Raw genomic sequence first — 21,190 nt, 5'->3', positions numbered from 1 at the left:
GCGCTACGCCTCGAGGTAGCCGCAGGCGAGGAGCGCCTCGCGGGCCGCGTGCGCCACGGACGGCTTGTTCATGCTGTAGACGTGCAGGCCGTCCACCCCGTTGGCGGCGAGGTCCGTCAGCTGCTCGCAGGCGTACTCAACGCCGGCGCGCGCCTGGTCGGCGGGGTCGTCCCCGGCGAGCACGAGCCGCTTCACGACCTTGGCCGGGATGGACGCGCCGCAGGTGAACGCCATGCGCTGGATCTGCTTCACGCTCGTGAACGGCATGATGCCCGCCACGATGGGAAGGCGCACGCGGTAGCGCAGGCACTTCTCGCGGAAGCGATAGAAGTCCTCGTTGTCAAAGAAGAGCTGGGAGACCAAGTAGTCGGCGCCGGCCTCCTGCTTGAGGCAGAGCGCGTGGAAGCTCTCCTCCTCCGTGGGGGACTCGACGTGCCCCTCGGGGTAGCACGCGGCGCCGATGCAGAGCTCGGACCCGCGGTCGCGCAGGTAGGCGATAAGGTCGGACGCGTGGCCGAAGTCGCGCGCCTCGCGCCCGGGGGCGCGGTCGCCGCGCAGGGCGAGCACGTTCTCGATCCCGGCCTCCCCGAGCGAGTCGACGTAGGCGTCCACGTCATCGCTCGTCGAGCCGAGGCAGGTGAGGTGCGCGAGGGCGGTGACGCCGAGGTCGCGCTCTATCGAGGCGGCGATGGGCACGGTGTTCGCCGAGTTGCCCGAGCCGCCGGCGGAGTACGTGACCGAGATCCAGTCCGGGCAGTCCCGCGCCATCTCGCCCGCCACCTCGTAGGCGGTCTCCAGGGAAAGCTCCCCCTTGGGCGGGAAAATCTCGAACGAGAACGTCTGCCGCGCGGATAGCCTGTCGATGATCTTCATGGTGTCCCCTCTCCTCGTCCCCTCATTCTAGCGGCTCCGGGAAGCGGCGTTCGGACGACGCCCCGCGCCCGTGACGCCCCAGCGGGTCCTCCGCTCAGCGGCGGGGCGGGCCATTCGCGCCGCCCCGCCGCGGGGACCTCCCAGGCACGACGGTCGGGGGCCGTCGTGCCCGAATGCGTCGCGCGCCCGGCACGATGGCGCGGGCGGTGACACCTTAGATATAACCCTCGCGAGCCCGATGTGCGCGCAGAAAGTCGCAGACGGCAGTCCGCGGGCCCCCTACGTCGGGCTTTGCCGTCAGACGTGCGGCGAGCGGACGCCGGCAAGGCCTCACCACGGCAGGCCGAGAAGGACGATTCCCAGGGTCGCCGCCGCGATTCCCGGCGCGAGGGGCACCACTTCGTCCTCACCCTTCTAGCCTCCTGTCTGCCCACTCTACTATATTTTTTTTTTTTTAAATTACCGGGCCACCCCCCACCACCCCCCCCTCTCTTTTCGCCGGCGGCGTAAGATGTATATAAGAGCCCCCCCCGCAGGAGAGCGCGACGGCGGCGAGCCCCCACGCAGGCCCGAGCCACACCCCGACCGCGCCGAGCAGCTTGACGTCCCCTCCGCCGACGCCGGGGGTCCCCCGCGCCCGCCACGAGGCGAGCGCCGCGCCGAGCATCACGCCGAGCGTCGCGAGCGCCCCCGCGAGCGCGTCTGCCACGAGCGCGCCGGCCTCCTCGCCCGCCGCCGCCCGCGCCGCGGCAGCCACGGCCCCCGACGCCGCCACCGCGACCGAGCACCCGTCCGGGATGACCCTCCGCGCAAGGTCCTCAATCGCCGCCAGTCCAAGCGCCACCGCGAGCGCGGCTCGGGCGACCACCCACGTGGCAACAACGACAAGATCCACCGTCTCTCCCCTCTCCGCCGTCTCTGGCGGCATTCTAGGGGGCGGGGCGACCGGGAGGGGCTCCCGCGCGAGGGGCGAGATGCCCGCGAGACGGCCCTTCTCGCTCTCTCACCTGCCCCTCTTTCAGAAACGACGCCCTCCGTCGGATTCGTGGCAGATTCGTGCAACCGGGGTCGCGGACGTATACTTGACCCCACCACGACGAAAGGACCCCATGACCGAGAACGCCCAGGCCCCTCGCAACGCGCGCATTGAGGCGCTCAGGCTCGTGGCAATTCTCGGCATCGCCGTCTTTCACACCTTCCAGCCATGGTTCTCCGCCGCGACGGTGGACGCCTGGGACGTCTGGGTGACGAGCCCCGGCACGCTCGCGACGCTCGGGTGCGTCAACCTCCTCGGCTCATACGGAAACCATGTCTTCTTCCTCATCTCGGGCTTCTTCCTCGTGCCGCGCGCGGCGGCGCGCTCGGGAGAGCCAGGCTACTGGCGCGAGCAGGCGAGGGCGGCCGCGCGGCGCTCGGTCGCCATCCTCCTGACCGTCGCCCTCTACGTCCTGGGGGCCCTTGCAATCGACGCCTGGGTCGTCCCCATAGAGGGCATCTCGCTCGAGAGCCCGCTCTGGATCTTCTCCTGGCTCGAGTTCATCTGGGTCTACCTGGTCATCGTGCTCGCCACGCCCCTCATCGGATGGGCCTGGGGGCGCGTGCGCCACCCCATCGCCGTCGTCTGCGCGCTCGCGGCCTGCGTCTTTGCGGTCAACGCCTACATCGCATTCGTCTCCCCGGGTGACGAGGTCCGCGACCTCCTCGAGTGGCGCAAGCTCATGAGCGCCGCCAGCTATCTCGTGGCGTTTCTCGTGGGCGGCGCGCTCGCCGAGCGCAGGCTCCCCCGACCCGGGGCCGCGCTCGCCTGCTGCTCGGCACTGGCCGTCGGCGCGGAGGCCGCGGCGGCCCTCGCGGGCAACACGGACCTTCTCGTGGCGCTCTCGTTCAAGTCGACCTCGGCCCTCTCCTTCGCGCTCGCCGCCTGCTCGGTCGCCGTCGCCTCCGCGCGCTCCGACGATCGCATGCCCCCGCGCCTGTCCGCGCTCCTCCGCCGGCTCGCCTCCTCCATCCTCGGCTTCTACGTCGCTCAGGCGCTTCTCTCCCCGCTCTGGCGCTCCTTCGGCTGGGACCTCTGCCTCGCGGCGCTCGATCACGGCGAGGCGGCCTTTCTCGCCACGGGCGTCGCCTGGAGCCTCGTCCTTCTCGCCGCCCTTCTCGCCTTCGACCAGCTTGTGAGGATTCCCCTGCTCAGGGCAGCTCGCATACGCTGAATGTGGGTATACTTCTCCCTTGCCGAAGAAGATGGCAGGGGGAGTTGGCATGACGAGCTGGCTGATACGGACGTTTGTCCCCAACGCGGGTGACACGGGGGACCCGGCGGTGCGCACGCGCTACGGGCTCGTGGCAAGCATGACCTGCATCGTCTGCAACCTCCTGCTCTGCATGGGAAAGGGCGCCGTCGGGCTTGTGTCCGGCTCGGTCTCCATCGTCGCAGACGCGGTCAACAACCTCTCCGACGCCTCGAGCAACGTGGTGAGCCTGCTCGGCTTCAAGCTCGCGAGTCGCCCCGCAGACGAGGACCATCCCTACGGCCACGGCCGCTACGAGTACCTGGCGGGCCTCGTCGTCGCCGTCCTGGTGTGCGCCATCGGCATCAACCTGGTCGGCTCCTCCGTCGAGAAGATCATGAGCCCCGAGCCCACCGAGTTCGGGCCCGCCGTGGTCATCGTGCTCGTGGGCTCCATGGCGGTCAAGCTCTGGATGGCGACGTTCAACCGGCGCCTCGGGCGCGCCATCTCCTCGGAGACCCTCGAGGCCACGGCCGTGGACTCGAGAAACGACGTCATCGCCACGGCGGCGGTCCTCGCATCCGCCGTCGTCTCGCAGCTCGTCGGCATCGACCTCGACGGCTGGGCGGGCCTGGCCGTGGGCGGGTTCATCCTCTGGAGCGGCATCCAGCTTGTCCGGGAGGCCGTGAGCCCGCTTCTGGGCAAGGTCCCCGACCCCGCCTACGTCGAGCACATCCGCGACAAGATCATGAGCTATCCCGGAGTGCTCGGGACGCATGACCTCATGGTCCACGACTACGGCCCCGGCCGCCAGTTCGCGAGCGCGCACGTGGAGATGGCGGCCGAGGGAAACCCGCTTGACCAGCACGACCTTCTTGACAACATCGAGCAGGACTTCAAGGACGACGAGGGGCTCGTGATGACGCTCCACTTCGACCCCATCGTCACCAACGACCCGCAGGTGCGTGACATGCGCCACTGGATCGACCTCGCCGTGAAGGACATCGACGAGCGGCTCTCGATCCACGACCTGCGCTGCGTCCCCGGCCCCACGCACACCAACGTGATCTTTGACTGCGTCAGGCCCACCGACTGCGCGCTCAGCGCCTCCGAGCTGCGCGCCCGCGTCTCCGAGCTCGTGCGCGACCACTACCCGCGCGCCGTCTGCAAGATCACCGTCGACGAGTCCTACGTCTCCTCCCGCCAGTAACCTGACAATGGTGACAGGGTCGTCTGTCAGGTCCCACAGATTGGAACCAACATGCCATCCAGCAGCTACCTCTCGAAGCAGATGATCGTCATGCGCCGCGACCTCAAGATGCGCAAGGGGAAGATCGCCGCGCAGGCCGGGCACGCGTGCGTCGAGGCGACCCTCATGGCGCTCGTGCGCGAGGGCCGCGCCGGCCAGCTCCGAGCGACGGACGGATGGGCCTGGCTCGAGCATGCGGACGCGGACCGCAGCCCGCTCACGGACTGGTTCGACGCCGGCGTTGCCAAGGTATGCGTCTATGTGGACTCCGAGGAGGAGCTGCTCGACCTCGCCGCGCGCGGCCGCGAGCTCGGCCTCGCCGTCGCGCTCGTCCGCGACGCCGGCCACACGGAGTTCCACGGCGAGCCCACCTACACCTGCCTCGCCTTCGAGCCGCTCCCCGCTGAGACGATCGACCCCCTGACCGGCGAGCTCCCTCTCTACTGATCGCGCCGCCTGCGCACGGTTTACCGGGTGCGCCAGCGGACGTGGCGCGACGCGGGCATGTTTCCGAAGCGTAATTCCTACTTGCGCGGAGGGTTTATACGTGCCACCCTTAGCGGTGCGAGCACATCGCCATCCGGCGGCACCTCGCAGCCAGCACATATCGCGAAGGAGGCACCCATGCGTCACGCACGCACCGTCGAGGCCCTCGTTGGCTCCACCCCCCTGGTGGACCTCTCCGACCTCACCAGCAGCCCCGTCACCATCCTCGGAAAGCTCGAGGCCGCCAATCCCGGCGGCTCCGCGAAGGACCGCGTCGCCCGCGCCATGGTCGACGCCGCGGAGCGCGAGGGACGCCTCGCGCCCGGGGGCACCATCATCGAGCCCACGAGCGGCAACACCGGCGTCGGCCTCGCCATGGTCGCCGCCGCCCGCGGCTATCACCTCATCCTCACCATGCCGGAGACCATGAGCGTCGAGCGCCGCCGCCTCGCCGCTGCCTATGGCGCCGAAGTCGTGCTGACGCCCGGCCCGGAGGGCATGGCCGGCGCCGTCGCCCGTGCCGAGGAGCTCGCGGCGGCCACCCCCAACTCAATCATCGCGGGGCAGTTCGACAACCCCGCCAACCCCCGCGCCCACTACGAGGCCACCGGGCCCGAGATCTGGGCCGATACGGAGGGCTCCGTTGACGTCCTCGTTGCCGGCGTGGGAACGGGCGGCACCATCTCGGGCTCCGCTCGCTTCCTCAAGGAGAAGAACCCCGGCCTTCGCGCCGTCGCGGTGGAGCCCGCCGAGTCGCAGGTGCTCGCCGGCGGCGCGGCAGGCCCCCACAAGATCCAGGGAATCGGCGCCAACTTCGTCCCCGGCAACTTCGACCGCTCGGTCGTTGACGAGATCGTTCCCGTTGCCTCTGACGACGCCGTCACCACGATGAAGCGGCTCGCCCGAGAGCTCGGCGTCCTCGTGGGCATCTCCTCGGGCGCCGCCGTCGCGGCCGCCCTCTCGCTCGCCGAGCGGCCTGACATGGCGGGCAAGACGATCGTCGCCGTCCTGCCCGACACGGGCGAGCGCTATCTCTCGATGGACCTCTGATGGACGCCGTTGCCATGGTCACCGCGAGCACCCCGGCCCAAGGCGAGAAGGACGCGCGGCTTGGTCTGCGCGCCACGATCCGAGAGGACGCCGAGGCGGCCCTCGCGCGCGACCCGTCTGCCGACAGCGTCTCCGACATCACGCGCTTCTCGGCGGGCTATCGCATCGTGCGCGCCTATCGCATCCAGCACTGGCTCTACGAGCGGGGGCATCGCTCGCTCGCGCTCTGGCTCGCCATGCGCTCCCGCATCAAGTACGGCGCCGACATCCATCCCGCCGCGCGGATAGGCCGACGATTCACCATCGACCACGGCGTCGGCGTGGTCATCGGCGGGACCGCCGTCATCGGTGACGATTGCCTCATGTATCATGGCGCGACGCTCGGCATGACCGGCAAGCACGGCGGCAAGCGCCACCCCACCCTGGGTGACGGCGTGCTCATCGGGGCCGGGTCCATCCTCCTCGGCACCATCACGGTGGGCGACGGCGCCCGCGTGGGTGCCGGCTCGGTGGTGGTGGACGACGTCCCGCCGCATACCACCGTCGTGGGCAACCCCGCCCGCGTGGTGCGCACGCGCGAGTGCCCGCTCTTCGCCGACGTGGTCTGCGTCACCGACGACTCCGGCAAGAGCTGGCTCGTGGAGAAGTAGCGCAGCGACAGCGTGCGAAGGGGGCGTGCAAAGGGGACAGGCACTTTTGCACGGCAGGACCGTGCAAAAGTGCCTGTCCCCTTCGCACGCCCCCCTCTACAGGGCTGCTCTCCTATCAGGCCATGTCGCGGCGTTTTCCGGTGAGGCGCGAGACGTCGACACGCCAAACGGCGGTGCGCTCGAGCGCCGCCTCGGAGAACGAGACGGGCGCCCCGGGCGCCATGTGCTCCATGATGCGCGCGAGCCCGTGGACCTTCTCCTCCGCCCCCGTCACGCACGAGATGGCACCGACCGCCATGACGCTCTCGTACGCATACGAGTACGCGCAGGCGAAGTCGCCCTCGATCACGCCCGCGGGCACGTCGAGCTCGAGCGCGACCGTCGGGTCGGCCGCCCACGCCTCGGCCTTGCGCCCCTCTCCCGCAGAGTGCATCCAGAAGACCCAGCGCGGGCCGTCGTCCTTCTCGCCCAGCACCTCGTAGCCAAAGCTCATGGGCACGACGAAGGGCCCCTCGTCGTCCGCAGAGCCGACGCGCAGGACCCGCGCCCGGTCGACGATCGACCTCAGCTCCGCCAGGTCAGACACCTCGCGGCGGGCGCGCCGCATCTCCCGCGGGGCCGTCACAGCACCTGCTCCAGGCACGTCTTCTGCGGGACGAGCCCCATCGCGTCATAGAACGCGCGCGCCCCGGGGTTGCACGACCACACGTTGAGCGTCAGGTTGTGACACCCGAGCTCGCGCGCGTGCTCGACGACGCGCCGATAGAGCGCCGTCCCCACGTGCCTCCCGCGCGCCCGCTCGTCCACGCAGATGTCATCCACGTAAAGCGAGAGGATCGGCTGCATGTTGTTGCTCGAGCGAAAGTCCTGGACCTCGCAGAACGCGTGGCCGAGCACCTCCCCCGGCGCCGCATCCTCCTCCACTGCCACGAAGACCGGGCGCCCGTCGTCGGCAAAGATAGCCAGCAGCTCCTCGTCCGTGTACTTGCGAGTGCCCGCTCGAAAGAGGTCGGGACGCCCCGCGGCATGGACCTCCAGCACCTGCCGCAGCAGTCTCGTCACGCCGGGCAGGTCCTCATCTTTCGCCCTTCGGACCATCATGGCCAAAGTGCCTCCTCTCCTGGACGTACGCGACGAACTCGTCAGCCTCTTCCGAGGTCCCGAAGCGCGCCGTGTACTGCTGGTCTCCTAGGTCATCCGAGAGCGCGGCGGGAACGCGCCCGCACGAGACGATGGCGCCTCCCCATCGCTCCATGACCTCGTCGTGCGTCCGCAGGTAGCGGTGGACGTCTCGCCTGCCCGCGTAGACGCAGACGGCGGGATCTGCCGACGGCTCGCAGCGCACCTCGTCATGACACACCATGTCCGCCCACGCCTGGTAGACGTCGATGCCATGCGCGTGGCAGATCATCTCGGGGGTCGAGCCCCCGGGCGGCCGGACGTTCACCTCGAGCCCCACGTAGTCCCCGGCGCCGCCCAGGCCGGGGCGATCGTGGGAGAGGCGGAAGAACTCCATGTGGACGAAGCGGCTCGCAAGTCCGAACGATCGAGCGAGCGCGCGGCCCGCACGGGCGAGCGCGGGGTCGACGCTCGGCAGGGAGCGGTAGCTCAGGTCGAGCTGACGCTGGGCGACGTCGGCCATCGAGGGCGGGAACTCCTCCTGGTTCTCGAGCAGGGGCTCGCCCCGACTGTTGAGGAGGGCGTCGTAGGAGCAGATGTCGCCCTCGACGTACTGCTCGACCACGTACGGAACGTCCCCGTGCTCGGCTATGAGGTCGCGTAGGTCGCCGTCGCTCGCGAGCAGGCGCGCCCCCGCCGACCCCACGCCGACCTCCGGCTTGGCGAAGACGGGGAAGTGCCCCATCTCACCGATGAACCAGCGCGTCTCGTCGAAGGTGGTGAGACGCGTCTGCCGGGCCGTCGGGACCCCTGCCGCGGCGTAGAGCGGCTTCTGGGCGGCCTTGCTCTGCCATGTGGCGACCTGAGCGGGAAGCGGTCCCGTGCGGACGTTGAAGTCCTCGCGCAGGCGCGCGTCCTGGGCGAGCCAGTGCTCATTGTTGGACTCCACCCAGTCCACCTTGCCGTACTTGAACGAGAAGAACGCCACGGCACGAAAGACCTCGTCGTAGTTGCCGAGGTCCGACACCCAGTAGTACTCATCGAGCGACGCCCTGACCTCGGGGGCCAGGGCGTCGTAGGGCGTGTCCCCAATCCCGAGGGCGCGCGCCCCGTTGCGACGGAGCGCGGCGCAGAACTTCCAGTAGACCTCGGGGAACTGCGGAGAGACAAAGACGAAGTTCATCTACTCGGCGCTCGTGTCCTGCTTCTTCGCGGTCGAGCGCGTCGTCCTCTTGGCGGCCGGCTTCTTGGCCGCGGGCGCCTCGGCGGCGGTCTTCTTCGTGGCGGCGGCCTTGGTCGTGGCAGCCTTGGTCGTGGCGGTCTTGGTCGCCGTGGAGGACTTCGCGGCCGGCGCCTTGGTCGTGGCGGCCTTCGCGGTCGTCGTCGCCTTGGCGGCGGTCTTGGTCGCCGTGGCCTTGGCGGCCGCGGCCTTCGTCGTCGCCTTGGCGGCGGTCTTCTTGGCGGCAGGCTTGGCGGCGGGCTTCTCCTCGGCGGGCTCGGCGGGCTCGGCGGCCTTGGCCGCCTTTGCGGCGGTCGGCTTCTTGGCGGGCTCGGACTTCTCCGCAGCCGCAGCCTTCTTCGCTGCCGGCCTCTTGGCTGCGGCCGGCTTCTCCTCCGCGGCGGACTTGACGGCGGCACCAGCCGTGGCCTTGGCGGTGGCTGCCCTCTTCGCGGCAGGCTTCTTGGCGGCCGGCTTCTCCTCCGTCACCGCATCGTCCTTCTCGGCAGCCTTCGCGACGGCCTTCTTGGCGGCCGGCTTCTTCGCGGCGGCGCGCCTGCGGGCAGGCGCCTTCTTCTTGGCAGCGGCCTTCTCGGCTGCCGTGGTCTTCTCCACGTCCTCGAGCACGATCGGCATGAAGTAGCGGATCTGCTTCTTCCACCAGAACCAGGTGTGCGAGACGTCGCCGCCCCAGTAGTCGCACCAGGCCTCGACGCCCAGGCGCTGGAGCTGGGCATCTATCTCGCGCGTGGTGCGCAGGCTGTCTGCCTCGCTCCCCTCCTGGCCGCAGCAGAACAGCAGCTGGCGCTGGTTGTAGAGCGCGATGTAGGGGTGGTCGGTCGGCATGTTGGGAAGGAACGCGCACGGCGTGTTGTCGTAGAGCGTGGCATCCATCCAGTCGCCGAAGTAGCGGCTGGCGTCATAGGCGCCCGACAGGCAGACGCAGCCCTGGAAGAGGTCCGGGCGGCGCAGCGCGAAGACCGCGGCGTGGGTGGCGCCCAGGTCGAAGCCCAGGGCCAGCGGACGGGCGCCCGAGCCGCTCACCTCGGCGACGAGCGGGACGATCTCCTCGCAGACCGCCTGATAGTACGCCTCCTGGCGGGCGGCGCGCTCGACGGCGTAGCCATCGGAGCCCCAGGACTCGCCGTCAACGTTGCTGACGCTGAAGAGCTGAATCACGCCGGCGTCGAGGTAGTCGGAGAGCTCGTCGACAAGCCCGACCTCCTCGAGGCTCTCCGGGCGCTGCCCGAGCGGGGCGAACGCCATGACGGGCTGACCGGCGGTACCATACACGATGACATCGAGATCCTCTCCGAGAACCTCGCTGTGGCGAACGACCATCTTCTTGTCCATAGTTACTCCCCTATGAGTACGGACTATCAAAAGCAAAGCCGTATTCTAGCGCTTATGGGCCGCGCCTGTGTATTTCGCGCGTAAGGCCTGAACGAAATGGAAATGATGGGGCCTGTGATTTGCGCCCCGCGCACATCTGGAACACAATGCTTCGTGCCCGCAGGCTCGCTGGCAGCGACCCTAATATGGCAGAGGGAGGACCCATGGGCAACGGAAAGAGGAAGGCGCTCTCGGGCGTCGTGAAATCGCTTCGGCTCGGCGCCATCGCCGCGCTTGGGCTCGGGATCGTCGCCTTCGTCTTTGCCTTCCTCGCCCACGGCCTCGACTGGCGCACGGGGCTCGACTGGGCCCGAAAGCTGCTCTTTGTGGTGGGGTCGCTCTGCCTCGTCACCGGGGGCTGCGGCCTTCTCGTCTCCGGGCGCGACCGCCCGGACGGCATCATGACCCCGCACGAGGACGACACCTTCCGGTCGTTCTGGCACGAGGTCGGCCTGCCCTGGGGGGCCGCCGTGAGCGTGGCCGCCGTGAGCTTTCTCGCGGTGGGAACCGTGGTAGAGATGCTCGTTTTTCTCACCGCGTAGGTTCTGAGACGGTCGCGGGGGAAAGGCGTGCTACCCTTTCTTGTTGGCTCACCGCCCATAAGAGCAGAAAGGACCCCCGCAGATGCGCATCGGATTTGACAACGACAAGTACATCTCCCTTCAGGCGGAGAAGATTCGCAAGCGCATCGGGCAGTTCGGCGGCAAGCTCTACCTCGAGTTCGGCGGCAAGCTCTTCGACGACTATCACGCGAGCCGCGTGCTGCCGGGCTTTGAGCCCGACTCCAAGATCCGCATGCTCGAGAGCCTGCGCGACGAGGCCGAGGCGATCATCGTCATCAATGCGGACAACATCGAGAACGCCAAGCGCCGCTCCGACATCGGCATCACCTACGAGGAGGACGCGCTGCGCCTCATGGACTCATTCCGCGCGCGCGGCCTCATGGTGGGCGGCATCTGCATCACGCACTTCACCGGGCAGCCGCATGCCGAGGCGTTCCAGAGCCGACTCGAGGGCATGGGCGTATCCGTATGGCGCCACTACCTCATCGACGGCTACCCCTCCGACGTTAACCACATCGTGTCCGACGAGGGCTTCGGCAAGAACGACTACATCGAGACCAGTCGACCGCTCGTCGTGGTGACGGCCCCCGGCCCCGGCTCGGGCAAGCTCGCCACCTGCCTCTCCCAGCTCTATCACGAGAACAAGCGCGGCGTGCGCGCCGGCTATGCCAAGTACGAGACCTTCCCCGTCTGGAACCTTCCGCTCAAACATCCCGTGAACGTCGCCTACGAGGCCGCCACGGCGGACCTCGACGACCGCAACATCATCGACCCGTGGCATCTCGAGGCCTACGGCGAGGTGACGGTCAACTACAACCGCGACGTCGAGACCTTCCCCGTGCTCAAGGCCATGATGGAGAAGATCGCCGGTGAGAGTCCCTACCAGTCTCCCACCGACATGGGCGTCAACATGGTGGGCCTGTGCATCTCCGACGACGAGGTCTGTCAGGAGGCCGCCAAGAACGAGATTGTGCGCCGCCACTTCGCAACCGCCGAGGAGATGCGCCGTACCGGCCAGGGGGCCGAGGCTCTGGAGAAGATTGAACTGCTCATGCGCCAGGTCGACGTCACCTGCGACTACTCGCCCGCCCACCAGGCGGCACTTGCCAAGGAGAAGGAGACGGGAGGCCCCGCCGCAGCGATGGTCCTGCCTGACGGCAAGCTCGTGACCGGCAAGACGTCCGAGCTGATGGGCGCGGCGGCATCGCTGTTGCTCAACGCCGCCAAGCACATGGCGGGCATCCCCAAGAAGACCTATGTGGTGAGCGAGGAGGCGCTCGTGCCCATCTGCCACCTCAAGACCGATCATCTGCGCAGCCACAACCCTCGCCTGCACTCCGACGAGATGCTCATCGCCCTCTCGCTCTCCTCGGCGACCAACGACCAGGCGGAAGCCACCGTCGACGCGCTCGAGCAGCTCGCGGGCTGCGACGCCTATTTCTCAGTCATCATCTCCGAGGCGGACATGCGCACCTATCGCAACCTTGGCATCAACGTCTGCTGCGAGCCCAAGTACGAGCGTCAGACGTACTATCACCGGTAACGAAGTAACCCCGGGTCGCATACCCTGACACTTTCCGCGCCTTTACGTGCATTTTGTCGGGTTATGCGACCCGAATCATTCTAGAGGAGCTCTTCGAGCAGCCTGTCTCGTTCCTCAGCCTTAGGATGTCGCCTTTTTATCCCGAGCCCTCGCGCCACCTGATATGCCAGTACGCTCAGGGCGTCGCCCTCTAACTGCGCGCGCGTGACGACTAGGACCTTCCAGCCCAGGCTCCTAAGCGAGTTGGCCTTCATGGCGTCCCTGTCCAAGGCCTCCCTGGACAGATGGTCGGAATAGCTGTTGTACTCAAGCACGAGACGCTGTCTCTCCCAACAGGCATCAACCTCATAGTGGGAGCGCTGGCTCAGGGAAAACTCGTTGGGACGAGGCCTGATGGTCATGTTGAGCTCAGGTCGAGGAAGCCCGAACCCTCCCTCTCTGCTCGGAATCGTTAGGACGAGGACCATGGCAGTCTCCATCGGAGACCTCGACCGCTCCAGCACGTAGGGCAAGAACCTGAGCGCGTTTCGACATCCATAGCATCCTTTCGCACCCTTGAGATAGTCAACAAGCTCTGCCTTGGTCATCAGCTGATTGCGATCGCTGAAGCCGCGGGCATCGTGCCGCCTTCCATAGAGCCCCACGCATTCCATCCCAATCGAGATGGCCCTCGGCTTGCTCAGTGATCCCGACGCCATGAGATAGCAGAAGCCGGGAGAGGCAATGAGCACCCCCGGAGCCAGGTGATAGAGCGAGCCGGGCGGAATGGGTCCCGACCATACATGACTCACCACTCGATCAGAGTGAACGCGGTCAGCAGGCTTACCCACGAGCACGTGGATCGGGCGCCTCTGGTCAAACGCGATGAGGCCACCGAGTTCCCTGACATCCGACCAGGAGAAGGTAGACCACTCGAGGTTCGAGGCCTGACATGGATCTCCCAGCCTCGACAGCATCGCATCGTCCGACAGTATTTCAAGAGCGCTCTCACTAACAATGGTTATCATAGTGTAGTTTGTCCTTTATATATTCGTCTATATCTATTGGGTTATTATAAACTATTACTATATGTTATGCGGCATCATCAAAACGCACTCTTTTGCAGAAGGGCGTGCGCCGCACAACCCGACAGTTTTGATGAAAATGAGACAAATTTGTCGGGTTATGCGTCATCGGCTAAATCCAGCTTCTCCAAAAACCGAGATTCCAGGAGCCCAAAGGCAATCTTCCCCATACCTCATCATCTCTCGCGGTATCCTAGTCCGGTCGGTCATGGAGAGAGGATGGACGTGAACTACCAGCTCATAGCCTTCGATATGGACGGCACGCTGCTCAGCAGCAAAAAGGAGGTCCTCGCCTCCTCACGCACGGCCATCGCCGAGGCGCTCGACGCCGGCAAGGCCGTCGCCATCTGCACGGGCCGCTGCCCCAAGATGGTCGAGCTTGACCTCGAGAGCATCGGCGACGTCCGCTACGCCATCTGCTGCAACGGGACCATCCTCTACGACCTCGTGGAGCGCCGGGTGCTCTCCGCCTCTCCGCTCGAGCACGACGTCATCGCCCGGGCGCTCGAGGCGCTTGGCGGCGATGACGCGATGATCGACGCGTTCTCCGGTCACGGGTTCTTCTGCCAGGACTCGCACCTCAGCTCCATGGACCGGTACAACATGGGCATCTATCGGGGGCTCTACCGAGCCACCGCCTCGCCGGTCAAGGACATTCGAGCGCAGCTCCTCGACCCGTCCGTCACCTATCAGAAGTTCATTTTCCACTGCGCAACCCCGGAGCTGCGCCAGAGCGTGCGCGAGCGCGTGGCCGACCTCCCGGTTGAGCTCGCCAACTCAGAGGTCTCCAGCCTCGAGTTCTCCCCCGCCGGCGTGAACAAGGGCACCGGGCTCCTCGCGCTCGCCGAGCTGCTTGGCATCCCCCGAGACGCCACGATCGCCGTCGGCGACGCGGACAACGACCTTGGGATGCTCCGCGCCGCAGGCCTCGGCATCGCAATGGGCAACGCCAACGAGAGCGCGCGGGCCGTGGCGGATGCCGTCGTCGCCGACAACGACCACGACGGCTGCGCGGAGGCCATCCGCAGGTTCCTGCTCGAAAACGAGGAATAGGCCATGAAGCGCATCCTCATCATCGCCACCGGCGGCACGATCGCATCGACCGAGGACGGGGCGGGCCTTGCCCCCACCCTCACCGGCAAGGAGCTCGCCGCACGCGTGCCGCTCATCGACACCCTCTGCGACCTCGACTTCGTTCAGCCCATGAACATCGACAGCACCAACATGCGCCCGCGCGACTGGCTGAGCATCGCCCGGGTCATCCGAGACGGCTACGACCGCTATGACGGCTTCGTGATCCTCCACGGCACCGACACCATGGCCTACACCGCCGCCGCCCTCTCCTACCTCATCCAGGACAGCGACAGGCCGATCGTCCTCACCGGCTCCCAGCAGCCGATGGCGAACCCCTTCACCGACGCCAAGCTCAACCTCTACCACAGCGTCCTCTACGCCTGCGACCCGGCCTCCCGCGACGTGTCCGTGGTCTTCGGCGGCAAGGTCATCTGCGGCACGCGCGCCCGCAAGCAGCGCACGATGAGCTTCAACGCGTTCTCGAGCATGAACTTCCCGTCACTCGCGTATGTCCGCGGCGGCAGCATCGTTCGCCCGGCGGGGATGGGGCCGGCGCGCCGCGACCACGGAGGCCCGCGCTTCTACGACGCCCTCAACGAGCGCGTCATCGTGCTCAAGCTCACTCCGGAGCTCAAGCCCACGATCTTCGGCCTCCTCAAGCCCGACTACGACGCCGTCATCCTCGAGACCTTTGGCATCGGCGGCATCCCGGCGTACGACGGGTCCTACCAGGACGCAATCTTCGACTGGGTCGACTCCGGACGCGCCCTCGTGGTCACCACACAGGTGCCGGAGGAGGGCCTCGACCTCGGCGTCTACGAGGTCGGCCACGCCTACGCCGAGAAGGACGGCATCCTCAAGGGCGACGACATGACCACCGAGGCCCTCGTCGCCAAGACGATGTGGGCGCTCGGCCAGACCCGCGAGCCCGCCGAGCTCTCACGCCTCTTCTACCAGGAGGTCAACCACGATCGCATGCCGCGCTAGCGCCTAGGCGGAGTCGCCGGTCAGCCGCGCGGCCGCCCGCACCAGCGCCACGGTCGCGAGCCCGCCGACCAGAACCGTGGGAACGAGGAGCCCGTCCAACAGCAGGCCGAGGGAGTCCATGAGCGCAGAGGAGGCGTTGACGGCCATGTGGAGCAGGACGGCGGCGCGCAGCCGCCCTGTGCGCCGGAAGACCCAGCCCAGCAGCAGGCCAAGGGCGAAGGCGTAGACGCCCTGCACGACGTTGAGGTGCATGACGCCAAAAACCAGCGCCTGGATGACGTTGGCCGCCCAGAAGCGCGCGGCCGGAACCTCGGCGCGAGATGCGGGCGGCCGCCCCGGGCAGAACGCACGCAGCGAGAACTCGAGGGTAACGCCGCGACAGAGGGACTCCTCCGCAATGGGCGCGATTACGGCGACTTCGACGAGCGCCGCGGGGCTCATCGCATCTGAGATTCCAGCGAGCTCCATGAGCTCGAGATAGCCGTCCATCACTCCGGGAAAGAGCGGCAGCACCAGGGAGAGCACGCACGAGATCGTCACCTGCAGGACCACGCCAAGCGCAAGCAGCGCGCAGACGAGCAGAGCTCCTTGCGCAGGGCGAGAGGGACGCGCCCCCTCGCGACGCAGGAGCGAGCGCGGCCTCAGGTGGAGCCACCACGGCACGGCGAGGGCAAGGCCCGCCAGCGTCGCAGCAAGCATCAGCGCGTCAACGTCGGTCGTCAGCAGGGCGATGCCCGCCACCAGGGAGGCAAGCACCTGCGCGAGGAGGTAGGCAGGGGCCGTCGCCGCGGCGGCAAGCAGCCACCTTGCCACGTATCCCGCACCGTGACGCGGCGCCGGCGGCTCCCCATCCTCGCCAGGAATACCGATCTCCATACGCGGCCTCCTCCGGACGAGCGGAAAGCGGGGCAGAATCAGACGGTCACATTATCGCTCACGGCGAGAGAGGCTGCGCGCGCAGGGGCCGAGCACCCACCACGCGAGGGCGGCGCACTCCACAACGAAAATCGCCAGCGCCAAGCAGAGCGCCACGGGCACCGCCAGGACCCCCCACAGCACCGCGCCGAGCAGCGTGAGCGCGGGCAGCGCCATGACGGCCGCGCCCACGATGAGGCCCGCGAAGACCATCAGCGTGGCACCGCCGCCCTTGACGAGCTGCGCCTCGTTGTCCCAGGTGAGACGAGGGAAGAGCGCGCCCAGGCCAAGCGACAGCAGGCCGAGGGCGATCGTGGCGCCCAGGTAGACGCCGATGAGGTAGAGCCCGGCGGCCGCCGGCACGCCCAGCACCACCAGCGCCACCACGATGAGCACCAGCATCGGCACCGTGGAGAGCGCGAACGGCACCACGAACTTCGACGCCAGGTACGCGCTCCAGTCCATGGGAAGGCCCCGCATGAAGAAGAAGTCCTCGCCGTCGCGGCTCACGCCCATCGTGAACGAGTAGGACGAGAAGCCCAGGAAGAGCCCAAAGACCAGCACGCCCACGGCGCACCATGCGAGCGCCGGGTTGTCAAAGGTGAGAAGCGCCGTGAGCTCACGCGCCATTCCAAGCACGGCCATCGGCTCAATGCCCGCGTCCGACGCCTGGGAGAAGCCCACGACGCCGCTCGCCACCATGATCACGACGAAGTAGAGGGGCATGAGCAGCGAGCTCAGAACAAACTGGTTGAAGAAGACCGGCACGCGCGCCATCGTCTTCCAGTCGCGGCTGAGGTTGGCGACAAGTGCCCCCCGCGTCCGCGTTGCCCGGGCGAGCTCAGCGCCCTCTACGCGACGGCCGCGCTTCCCGCCGGCTCCCTGAAGCGCCTGCACGCCCTCGAAGTACCAGCGACGCGCAAGAGCGGAGAGCACGAGGGCGTAGACTGCCACGCTCGCGAGCATGGCGAGAAGGGCTCCCGCCACCCCCGGGGCGTCCCCCTCGATTGCCGCACGCGCAAACAGCGACGGCGGACAGAGAACGCCCATCACGACCGCGGGGGCGCCTCCCGAGAGCAGCCTCTCGGAGCCGGACGCCAGCGACGCCAGGCCGTCACCCTGGAAAGCAAACTGGCTGCCCACGCCGACCGCAAGCGCAAACACGATGATGAGCGCGCCGAAGACGCGCGAGAAGCGGTCCTTGTCGTGCGCCAGGCGCGAGAAGCGCATGATGGGCACGCAGATGATCACAAGCGCAAGGTTCACTGCCACGGCGCTCAGCAAAAAGGCCACCGTCATGACGACCCACGTGACGGGCGCCGCCCCGACGGCGAAAAGGCATCCCAGCCCCACCGGCAGGATGATGAGATCGCCGAGGAGCGACATCCCCAGGAAGTGGGCGAGCTTCGCCCACATGACCGTGGTGGCCGAGATGGGCAGCGTGAGGTAGTAGCCGAGGTCGCGAACAAAGTAGAGGACGTTCACCGCCTGGTAGAGGCCCGTGAGGACCGTGAGGCCCACGAGGCACACCACGCAGAGGCTTAACGCCACGTACGGCGTGACTCCGACCTCGCCCATCATGTAGCCCATCATGAAGAACACTGCGGCGAGCAGCAGGAAGAGAAAGCCCATCGCCACCTTGCGGACTCCCGAGCCAAGCCCGCCCCAGAAGCCCTTGCGTGCCGAGCCTTCGTCGCCGCCGATGCCCATGCCGGTGCTGTCCAGGTGCTGCTCCCCGCGCATGATCACGCGCAGCATCACGCGGAACTGCCGCCAGGAGAAGCCCTGGGCCGCCGTCGCCGCGCGCGCCATCACTCGGCCTCCCCAGAGAGCGGGGAGTTGTCGGACGTGAGCTCCAGGAACATCTCCTCGAGCGATCCGTTGCTCTTGAAGTGCTCGCGCATCTCGTCGACGGTGCCCACGAAGAGCAGCTCGCCGTGGGCGATCACGCCCACGCGGTCCACGACCTTCTCGGCCACGTCGAGCACGTGCGTGGAGAAGAGCACGGTCTTGCCCGCGTCCGCATGGCGGCGCATGGACTGCTTGAGCAGCCACGACGCCTTCGGGTCAAGGCCCGTCATCGGCTCATCGAGAATCCAGATGGCAGGGTCGGGCAGAAGCGCGCCCATGATCATCATCTTCTGGCGCATGCCGTGGGAGTAGGACTGGATCTGGTTGTCCAGCTCCCCCTCCATGCCATACTCGCGCGCAAGCTCGTCGATGCGCGGCCCGCGCTCTGCATCCGGGACCTCGTAGACGTCGGCGATGAAGCGAAGGAACTCGTGGCCCTTGAGGCGCAGCAGGTGATCGGGCGAGTCGCTCACGTAGCAGAGGTTGCGCTTGGCGGCGAGCGGGTCTGTCGCCACGTTGACGCCGTCGAGCTCGATGGTGCCCGAGCTAGGCGCCAGCACGCCGGCAAGCATGTTGAGCAGCGTTGACTTGCCCGCTCCGTTGGGGCCGAGCAGGCCGAAGATTTCGCCGGACTGTATCTCGAGGGTGAGGTCGCGCACCGCGTTGGTGGCGCCGCCGTCATATGACTTGGACACGTGGTCGATCCTGATCATGGGTCTCCCGTCTCTTGGGGACAAAACGGTCTCGCGCGCAATTCTACGCTAGGAGAACCCCCCCCCGGCAAGCCATGCGTGACGTTTCAGTAAGGTGACAAGGCGCCGGGGGATTATGTCAGAAATGACAAAGGACCCGGGGGATTTTGTCAGGGTGCCGGGGGATTTTGTCAGCAAAAGCCCGCCGCTCGCAGTGGCAAGCGGCGGGCGAGGACCGGCCCCCTGAGGCGGCTACTCCTGCGCCGGCATGACCTTCTCGCAGTAGTCGCGGATGACCGCGCAGGACTTGCGCATCGCGCGGCGCTCGTCGTAGGAGAGGTCAATCTCCAGCACGGAGTCGACGCCGGTGCTTCCGATGACGCACGGGACGCCGGCGGAGATTCCGGACTCGCCGTACTCGCCGTCGAGGTGAGCGGAGAGCGGGACCACGCGCTTCTCGTTGTGCAGGATCGAGGTCACGAGGTCGGCCACGATCGAGGCGATGCCAAACTCCGTGCAGCCCTTGCCGGAGATGATCGCGGCGCCGGACTCGCGCACGCGGCGCATGACGTCGCCGAAGTCGATGGAGTCCACCACGTCGTCGCGCAGCGAGAGGTACTCGCGCAGGCCGATGCCCTCGACGGAGATGCGCGAGGTGGGGATGAACATCGAGTCGCCGTGCTCGCCCATGCAGATGGCCTGGATCTGGCGGTTCGAGACGTCGATGGTCTCGGATAGCACACGGCGCAGGCGTGCCGAGTCGAGCGCGGTGCCGGTGCCAAAGACCTGGTTGCGCGGCAGGCCGAGGTTGCGGTAGAGGTACTCGACCACGATGTCGGCCGGGTTGGAGACGCTGATCAGGATGCCATGGAAGCCGGAGTCGCGCAGCGGGCCCACGATGCCGTCGAGCACCTTGATGGTGCCGTCGAGCATCTGCAGGCGCGTCTCGCCGGGACGGCGGCTGCGGCCGGCGGTGAGGATCACGAAGTGGGCGTCACGGCAGTCCGCGTACTCGCCCACGCGGATGGTGAACGAGTCTCCGAGGCCGGAGGCCAGGTCGTCGAGGTCGAGCGCCTGGGCGCGCGCGGCATCCCGGTTGACGTCGAGAAAGACGATCTCGTTCACAAGGTGCTGGAACATGAGGCAGAGCGCCACATGACTGCCCACGCGCCCCGCGCCGATGATGACGGCCTTACGTGTCCTGATGTCGCCCGTGTGCATTGATGCTCCTATCGTCCTGGCGCGGCGCGCCGTTGCTCAAAAAAAGGGGCGCCCTGGGGCGCCCCTCCATTCTAACCGGTTGTGGACGTTCTGTGACGTTAGTGTTTCAGAAAAACGACGCCGTTCACCAAGAAGTGCGCCTGCTCAAGCGACGGCCCGGCGAGAACAGGCCCTCCAGCGATGGTGCCTCCCCGCTCCGCCCCGACAGGCCGCCGTAGGCCCGAGACGAGGCCTCCTACTTCGCCGCCAGCCACGAGGCGAGCTGCTTGTCCTCGATGGCCCGCTTTCCGCGACCAAGGTAGCGCCGGCGGGCGTCCTTGATTGCGGAGGACGCCTCGTCCACGAGCCCCGGGTTCTTCTCGACAAGCTCGCGCGGGAGAAAGAGCACGCCCGAGGCGTCCTCGTCGCGGAAGGCCCAGTTGATTCCCATGAGGTTGTAGGCAAGGGAGGCCTCCTTGCCCTTTGCCAGCACGAAGTAGGTCCCGTTGTCGCCCGCAACCGGGCGAGCGTCGAGGGCAAACCAGGGTATGTTGAGCGTTGCGGTCCTCGAGGCCTCCGTGAAGCCAAACGCGGAGAGGGTCACCGTATAGTCGGCAACGAGCTGCCCGAGCTGATCGTCGCCCGCGCTGGCGGCGCCTCGCTGCGCAAACCACCTCCGCACCAGGCCCGCGCGCGTTGCGAGCAGAAGCGGCGGACGCACCGCCATCACGACGCCAAACACGAGAAGCGCCACGAAGAGCAGCGTGCCCCCGACCATCTCGACGGAGGGGGCAAAGAGACACGCAAAGACGGAAGCGATGGTCATGAACCCAAAAAGCACGGCACAGAGAATCCCGAGCTTTCGGGTGTAACGAATCTGCTGGGCGCGGAAGAGGTCACGGAACCCCTCGAGGTCCATGTGGACGGAGTAGGACACGCCTTCAAGCATACGGTTCCCTTTCACGAGACGGTCGCCTGACGTGACACAACCGTAGTCGTGTCACGTCAGGCGACCGTAAGGGAACCGTTCGAAAA

Annotated in this window: 21 protein-coding genes; 9 read left to right on the top strand and 12 right to left on the bottom strand. The window is 67.4% G+C overall.

Annotation, left to right across the window (positions count from 1 at the left end):
* Window positions 1–3: 3 nt before the first annotated feature.
* Together BQ7391_RS04525 and BQ7391_RS04520 are read right to left on the bottom strand one after the other, a co-directional pair.
* Window positions 4–873: a methylenetetrahydrofolate reductase gene (locus BQ7391_RS04525; protein ID WP_075279491.1), complete on the bottom strand. Its 870-nt coding sequence runs from the start codon at window positions 871–873 to the stop codon at window positions 4–6.
* Between the two features lie 454 nt (window positions 874–1,327).
* Window positions 1,328–1,768, bottom strand: a complete 441-nt coding sequence (locus BQ7391_RS04520) for a prepilin peptidase (RefSeq protein WP_075279490.1) — start codon at window positions 1,766–1,768, stop codon at window positions 1,328–1,330.
* Between the two features lie 214 nt (window positions 1,769–1,982).
* Between BQ7391_RS04520 and BQ7391_RS04515 the strand changes: the two genes are divergently transcribed.
* The 5 genes from BQ7391_RS04515 (at window position 1,983) to epsC (ending at window position 6,536) form a co-directional block, all read left to right on the top strand.
* On the top strand, window positions 1,983–3,083 hold the full coding sequence (locus BQ7391_RS04515) for an acyltransferase family protein (protein WP_075279489.1): 1,101 nt from the start codon (window positions 1,983–1,985) through the stop codon (window positions 3,081–3,083).
* 49 nt (window positions 3,084–3,132) lie between these two features.
* A complete protein-coding gene (locus BQ7391_RS04510) occupies window positions 3,133–4,311 on the top strand; it encodes a cation diffusion facilitator family transporter (protein ID WP_075279488.1) in 1,179 nt (392 codons plus the stop codon).
* A gap of 51 nt (window positions 4,312–4,362) precedes the next feature.
* Window positions 4,363–4,797 (top strand): aminoacyl-tRNA hydrolase, encoded by a 435-nt coding sequence (pth2, locus tag BQ7391_RS04505; protein ID WP_075279487.1) that lies wholly within the window; start codon window positions 4,363–4,365, stop codon window positions 4,795–4,797.
* Between the two features lie 177 nt (window positions 4,798–4,974).
* A complete protein-coding gene (gene cysK, locus BQ7391_RS04500; RefSeq protein ID WP_075279486.1) occupies window positions 4,975–5,886 on the top strand; it encodes a cysteine synthase A in 912 nt (303 codons plus the stop codon).
* Window positions 5,886–6,536, top strand: a complete 651-nt coding sequence (epsC, locus tag BQ7391_RS04495; RefSeq protein WP_075279485.1) for a serine O-acetyltransferase EpsC — start codon at window positions 5,886–5,888, stop codon at window positions 6,534–6,536. The genes cysK and epsC overlap by 1 nt, the downstream gene beginning before the upstream one ends.
* Window positions 6,537–6,651: 115 nt before the next feature.
* Here epsC and BQ7391_RS04490 read toward each other — a convergent pair whose 3' ends face one another.
* Genes BQ7391_RS04490 through BQ7391_RS04475 form a run of 4 tightly spaced genes read right to left on the bottom strand, consistent with a single transcriptional unit; the run spans window position 6,652 to window position 10,227 of the window.
* Window positions 6,652–7,161, bottom strand: a complete 510-nt coding sequence (locus tag BQ7391_RS04490; protein ID WP_235858619.1) for a pyridoxamine 5'-phosphate oxidase family protein — start codon at window positions 7,159–7,161, stop codon at window positions 6,652–6,654.
* Window positions 7,158–7,637, bottom strand: a complete 480-nt coding sequence (locus BQ7391_RS04485) for a GNAT family N-acetyltransferase (protein ID WP_075279484.1) — start codon at window positions 7,635–7,637, stop codon at window positions 7,158–7,160. The genes BQ7391_RS04490 and BQ7391_RS04485 overlap by 4 nt, the downstream gene beginning before the upstream one ends.
* Window positions 7,612–8,838 (bottom strand): ATP-grasp domain-containing protein, encoded by a 1,227-nt coding sequence (locus BQ7391_RS04480; RefSeq protein WP_075279483.1) that lies wholly within the window; start codon window positions 8,836–8,838, stop codon window positions 7,612–7,614. The genes BQ7391_RS04485 and BQ7391_RS04480 overlap by 26 nt, the downstream gene beginning before the upstream one ends.
* On the bottom strand, window positions 8,839–10,227 hold the full coding sequence (locus BQ7391_RS04475) for an alpha/beta hydrolase-fold protein (RefSeq protein WP_075279482.1): 1,389 nt from the start codon (window positions 10,225–10,227) through the stop codon (window positions 8,839–8,841). It abuts the gene before it with no gap.
* A 203-nt stretch (window positions 10,228–10,430) separates the two neighbouring features.
* On the opposite strand from BQ7391_RS04475, the gene BQ7391_RS04470 reads away from it, so the two are divergent.
* Window positions 10,431–10,808 (top strand): hypothetical protein, encoded by a 378-nt coding sequence (locus BQ7391_RS04470; protein ID WP_075279481.1) that lies wholly within the window; start codon window positions 10,431–10,433, stop codon window positions 10,806–10,808.
* Between the two features lie 82 nt (window positions 10,809–10,890).
* On the top strand, window positions 10,891–12,372 hold the full coding sequence (locus BQ7391_RS04465; protein WP_075279480.1) for a DUF1846 domain-containing protein: 1,482 nt from the start codon (window positions 10,891–10,893) through the stop codon (window positions 12,370–12,372).
* An 80-nt stretch (window positions 12,373–12,452) separates the two neighbouring features.
* Here BQ7391_RS04465 and BQ7391_RS12335 read toward each other — a convergent pair whose 3' ends face one another.
* Window positions 12,453–13,379 carry a hypothetical protein gene (locus tag BQ7391_RS12335; protein WP_075279479.1) on the bottom strand — a complete coding sequence of 309 codons (927 nt, stop codon included), beginning with the start codon at window positions 13,377–13,379 and terminating at the stop codon, window positions 12,453–12,455.
* A 276-nt stretch (window positions 13,380–13,655) separates the two neighbouring features.
* On the opposite strand from BQ7391_RS12335, the gene BQ7391_RS12330 reads away from it, so the two are divergent.
* Both BQ7391_RS12330 and BQ7391_RS04450 read left to right on the top strand, forming a co-directional pair.
* Window positions 13,656–14,489, top strand: coding sequence for a Cof-type HAD-IIB family hydrolase (locus BQ7391_RS12330; protein WP_075279478.1), 834 nt, complete (start codon window positions 13,656–13,658; stop codon window positions 14,487–14,489).
* 3 nt (window positions 14,490–14,492) lie between these two features.
* Window positions 14,493–15,497 carry an asparaginase gene (locus BQ7391_RS04450; protein ID WP_075279477.1) on the top strand — a complete coding sequence of 335 codons (1,005 nt, stop codon included), beginning with the start codon at window positions 14,493–14,495 and terminating at the stop codon, window positions 15,495–15,497.
* 3 nt (window positions 15,498–15,500) lie between these two features.
* On the opposite strand, the gene BQ7391_RS04445 is transcribed toward BQ7391_RS04450, so the two are convergent.
* From BQ7391_RS04445 to BQ7391_RS04425, 5 genes are all read right to left on the bottom strand, one after another.
* Complete coding sequence (locus tag BQ7391_RS04445) at window positions 15,501–16,373, bottom strand: CPBP family intramembrane glutamic endopeptidase (protein ID WP_075279476.1); 873 nt, start codon at window positions 16,371–16,373, stop codon at window positions 15,501–15,503.
* 51 nt (window positions 16,374–16,424) lie between these two features.
* Window positions 16,425–18,224 carry a putative ABC transporter permease subunit gene (locus BQ7391_RS04440; protein WP_075279475.1) on the bottom strand — a complete coding sequence of 600 codons (1,800 nt, stop codon included), beginning with the start codon at window positions 18,222–18,224 and terminating at the stop codon, window positions 16,425–16,427.
* Window positions 18,224–18,976 carry an ABC transporter ATP-binding protein gene (locus BQ7391_RS04435; protein ID WP_075279474.1) on the bottom strand — a complete coding sequence of 251 codons (753 nt, stop codon included), beginning with the start codon at window positions 18,974–18,976 and terminating at the stop codon, window positions 18,224–18,226. The genes BQ7391_RS04440 and BQ7391_RS04435 overlap by 1 nt, the downstream gene beginning before the upstream one ends.
* A 231-nt stretch (window positions 18,977–19,207) precedes the next feature.
* Window positions 19,208–20,176 (bottom strand): L-lactate dehydrogenase, encoded by a 969-nt coding sequence (locus tag BQ7391_RS04430; RefSeq protein WP_075279473.1) that lies wholly within the window; start codon window positions 20,174–20,176, stop codon window positions 19,208–19,210.
* Window positions 20,177–20,411: 235 nt separating this feature from the next.
* Window positions 20,412–21,104 (bottom strand): hypothetical protein, encoded by a 693-nt coding sequence (locus tag BQ7391_RS04425; protein WP_075279472.1) that lies wholly within the window; start codon window positions 21,102–21,104, stop codon window positions 20,412–20,414.
* Between the last annotated feature and the right edge of the window lie 86 nt (window positions 21,105–21,190).

It is taken from the genome of Thermophilibacter provencensis (assembly GCF_900128445.1).
Lineage (GTDB): Bacteria > Actinomycetota > Coriobacteriia > Coriobacteriales > Atopobiaceae > Thermophilibacter > Thermophilibacter provencensis.
Note: the sequence above shows the minus strand (reverse complement) of the source record. Positions and strands in the feature narration are given on the sequence as shown.

Excerpts from the sequence above, each read along its gene's own strand:
- BQ7391_RS04485 (WP_075279484.1), bottom strand. The coding sequence starts at position 7,637 with ATGATGGTCCGAAGGGCGAAAGATGAGGACCTGCCCGGCGTGACGAGA.
- BQ7391_RS04470 (WP_075279481.1), top strand. The coding sequence starts at position 10,431 with ATGGGCAACGGAAAGAGGAAGGCGCTCTCGGGCGTCGTGAAATCGCTT.
- BQ7391_RS04430 (WP_075279473.1), bottom strand. The coding sequence starts at position 20,176 with ATGCACACGGGCGACATCAGGACACGTAAGGCCGTCATCATCGGCGCG.
- BQ7391_RS04435 (WP_075279474.1), bottom strand. The coding sequence starts at position 18,976 with ATGATCAGGATCGACCACGTGTCCAAGTCATATGACGGCGGCGCCACC.
- BQ7391_RS04465 (WP_075279480.1), top strand. The coding sequence starts at position 10,891 with ATGCGCATCGGATTTGACAACGACAAGTACATCTCCCTTCAGGCGGAG.
- BQ7391_RS04510 (WP_075279488.1), top strand. The coding sequence starts at position 3,133 with ATGACGAGCTGGCTGATACGGACGTTTGTCCCCAACGCGGGTGACACG.
- BQ7391_RS04440 (WP_075279475.1), bottom strand. The coding sequence starts at position 18,224 with ATGGCGCGCGCGGCGACGGCGGCCCAGGGCTTCTCCTGGCGGCAGTTC.
- BQ7391_RS12330 (WP_075279478.1), top strand. The coding sequence starts at position 13,656 with ATGGACGTGAACTACCAGCTCATAGCCTTCGATATGGACGGCACGCTG.
- BQ7391_RS04525 (WP_075279491.1), bottom strand. The coding sequence starts at position 873 with ATGAAGATCATCGACAGGCTATCCGCGCGGCAGACGTTCTCGTTCGAG.
- BQ7391_RS04480 (WP_075279483.1), bottom strand. The coding sequence starts at position 8,838 with ATGAACTTCGTCTTTGTCTCTCCGCAGTTCCCCGAGGTCTACTGGAAG.
- BQ7391_RS04445 (WP_075279476.1), bottom strand. The coding sequence starts at position 16,373 with ATGGAGATCGGTATTCCTGGCGAGGATGGGGAGCCGCCGGCGCCGCGT.
- BQ7391_RS04515 (WP_075279489.1), top strand. The coding sequence starts at position 1,983 with ATGACCGAGAACGCCCAGGCCCCTCGCAACGCGCGCATTGAGGCGCTC.
- pth2 (WP_075279487.1), top strand. The coding sequence starts at position 4,363 with ATGCCATCCAGCAGCTACCTCTCGAAGCAGATGATCGTCATGCGCCGC.
- cysK (WP_075279486.1), top strand. The coding sequence starts at position 4,975 with ATGCGTCACGCACGCACCGTCGAGGCCCTCGTTGGCTCCACCCCCCTG.
- BQ7391_RS04450 (WP_075279477.1), top strand. The coding sequence starts at position 14,493 with ATGAAGCGCATCCTCATCATCGCCACCGGCGGCACGATCGCATCGACC.
- BQ7391_RS04425 (WP_075279472.1), bottom strand. The coding sequence starts at position 21,104 with ATGCTTGAAGGCGTGTCCTACTCCGTCCACATGGACCTCGAGGGGTTC.
- BQ7391_RS04475 (WP_075279482.1), bottom strand. The coding sequence starts at position 10,227 with ATGGACAAGAAGATGGTCGTTCGCCACAGCGAGGTTCTCGGAGAGGAT.
- epsC (WP_075279485.1), top strand. The coding sequence starts at position 5,886 with ATGGACGCCGTTGCCATGGTCACCGCGAGCACCCCGGCCCAAGGCGAG.
- BQ7391_RS12335 (WP_075279479.1), bottom strand. The coding sequence starts at position 13,379 with ATGATAACCATTGTTAGTGAGAGCGCTCTTGAAATACTGTCGGACGAT.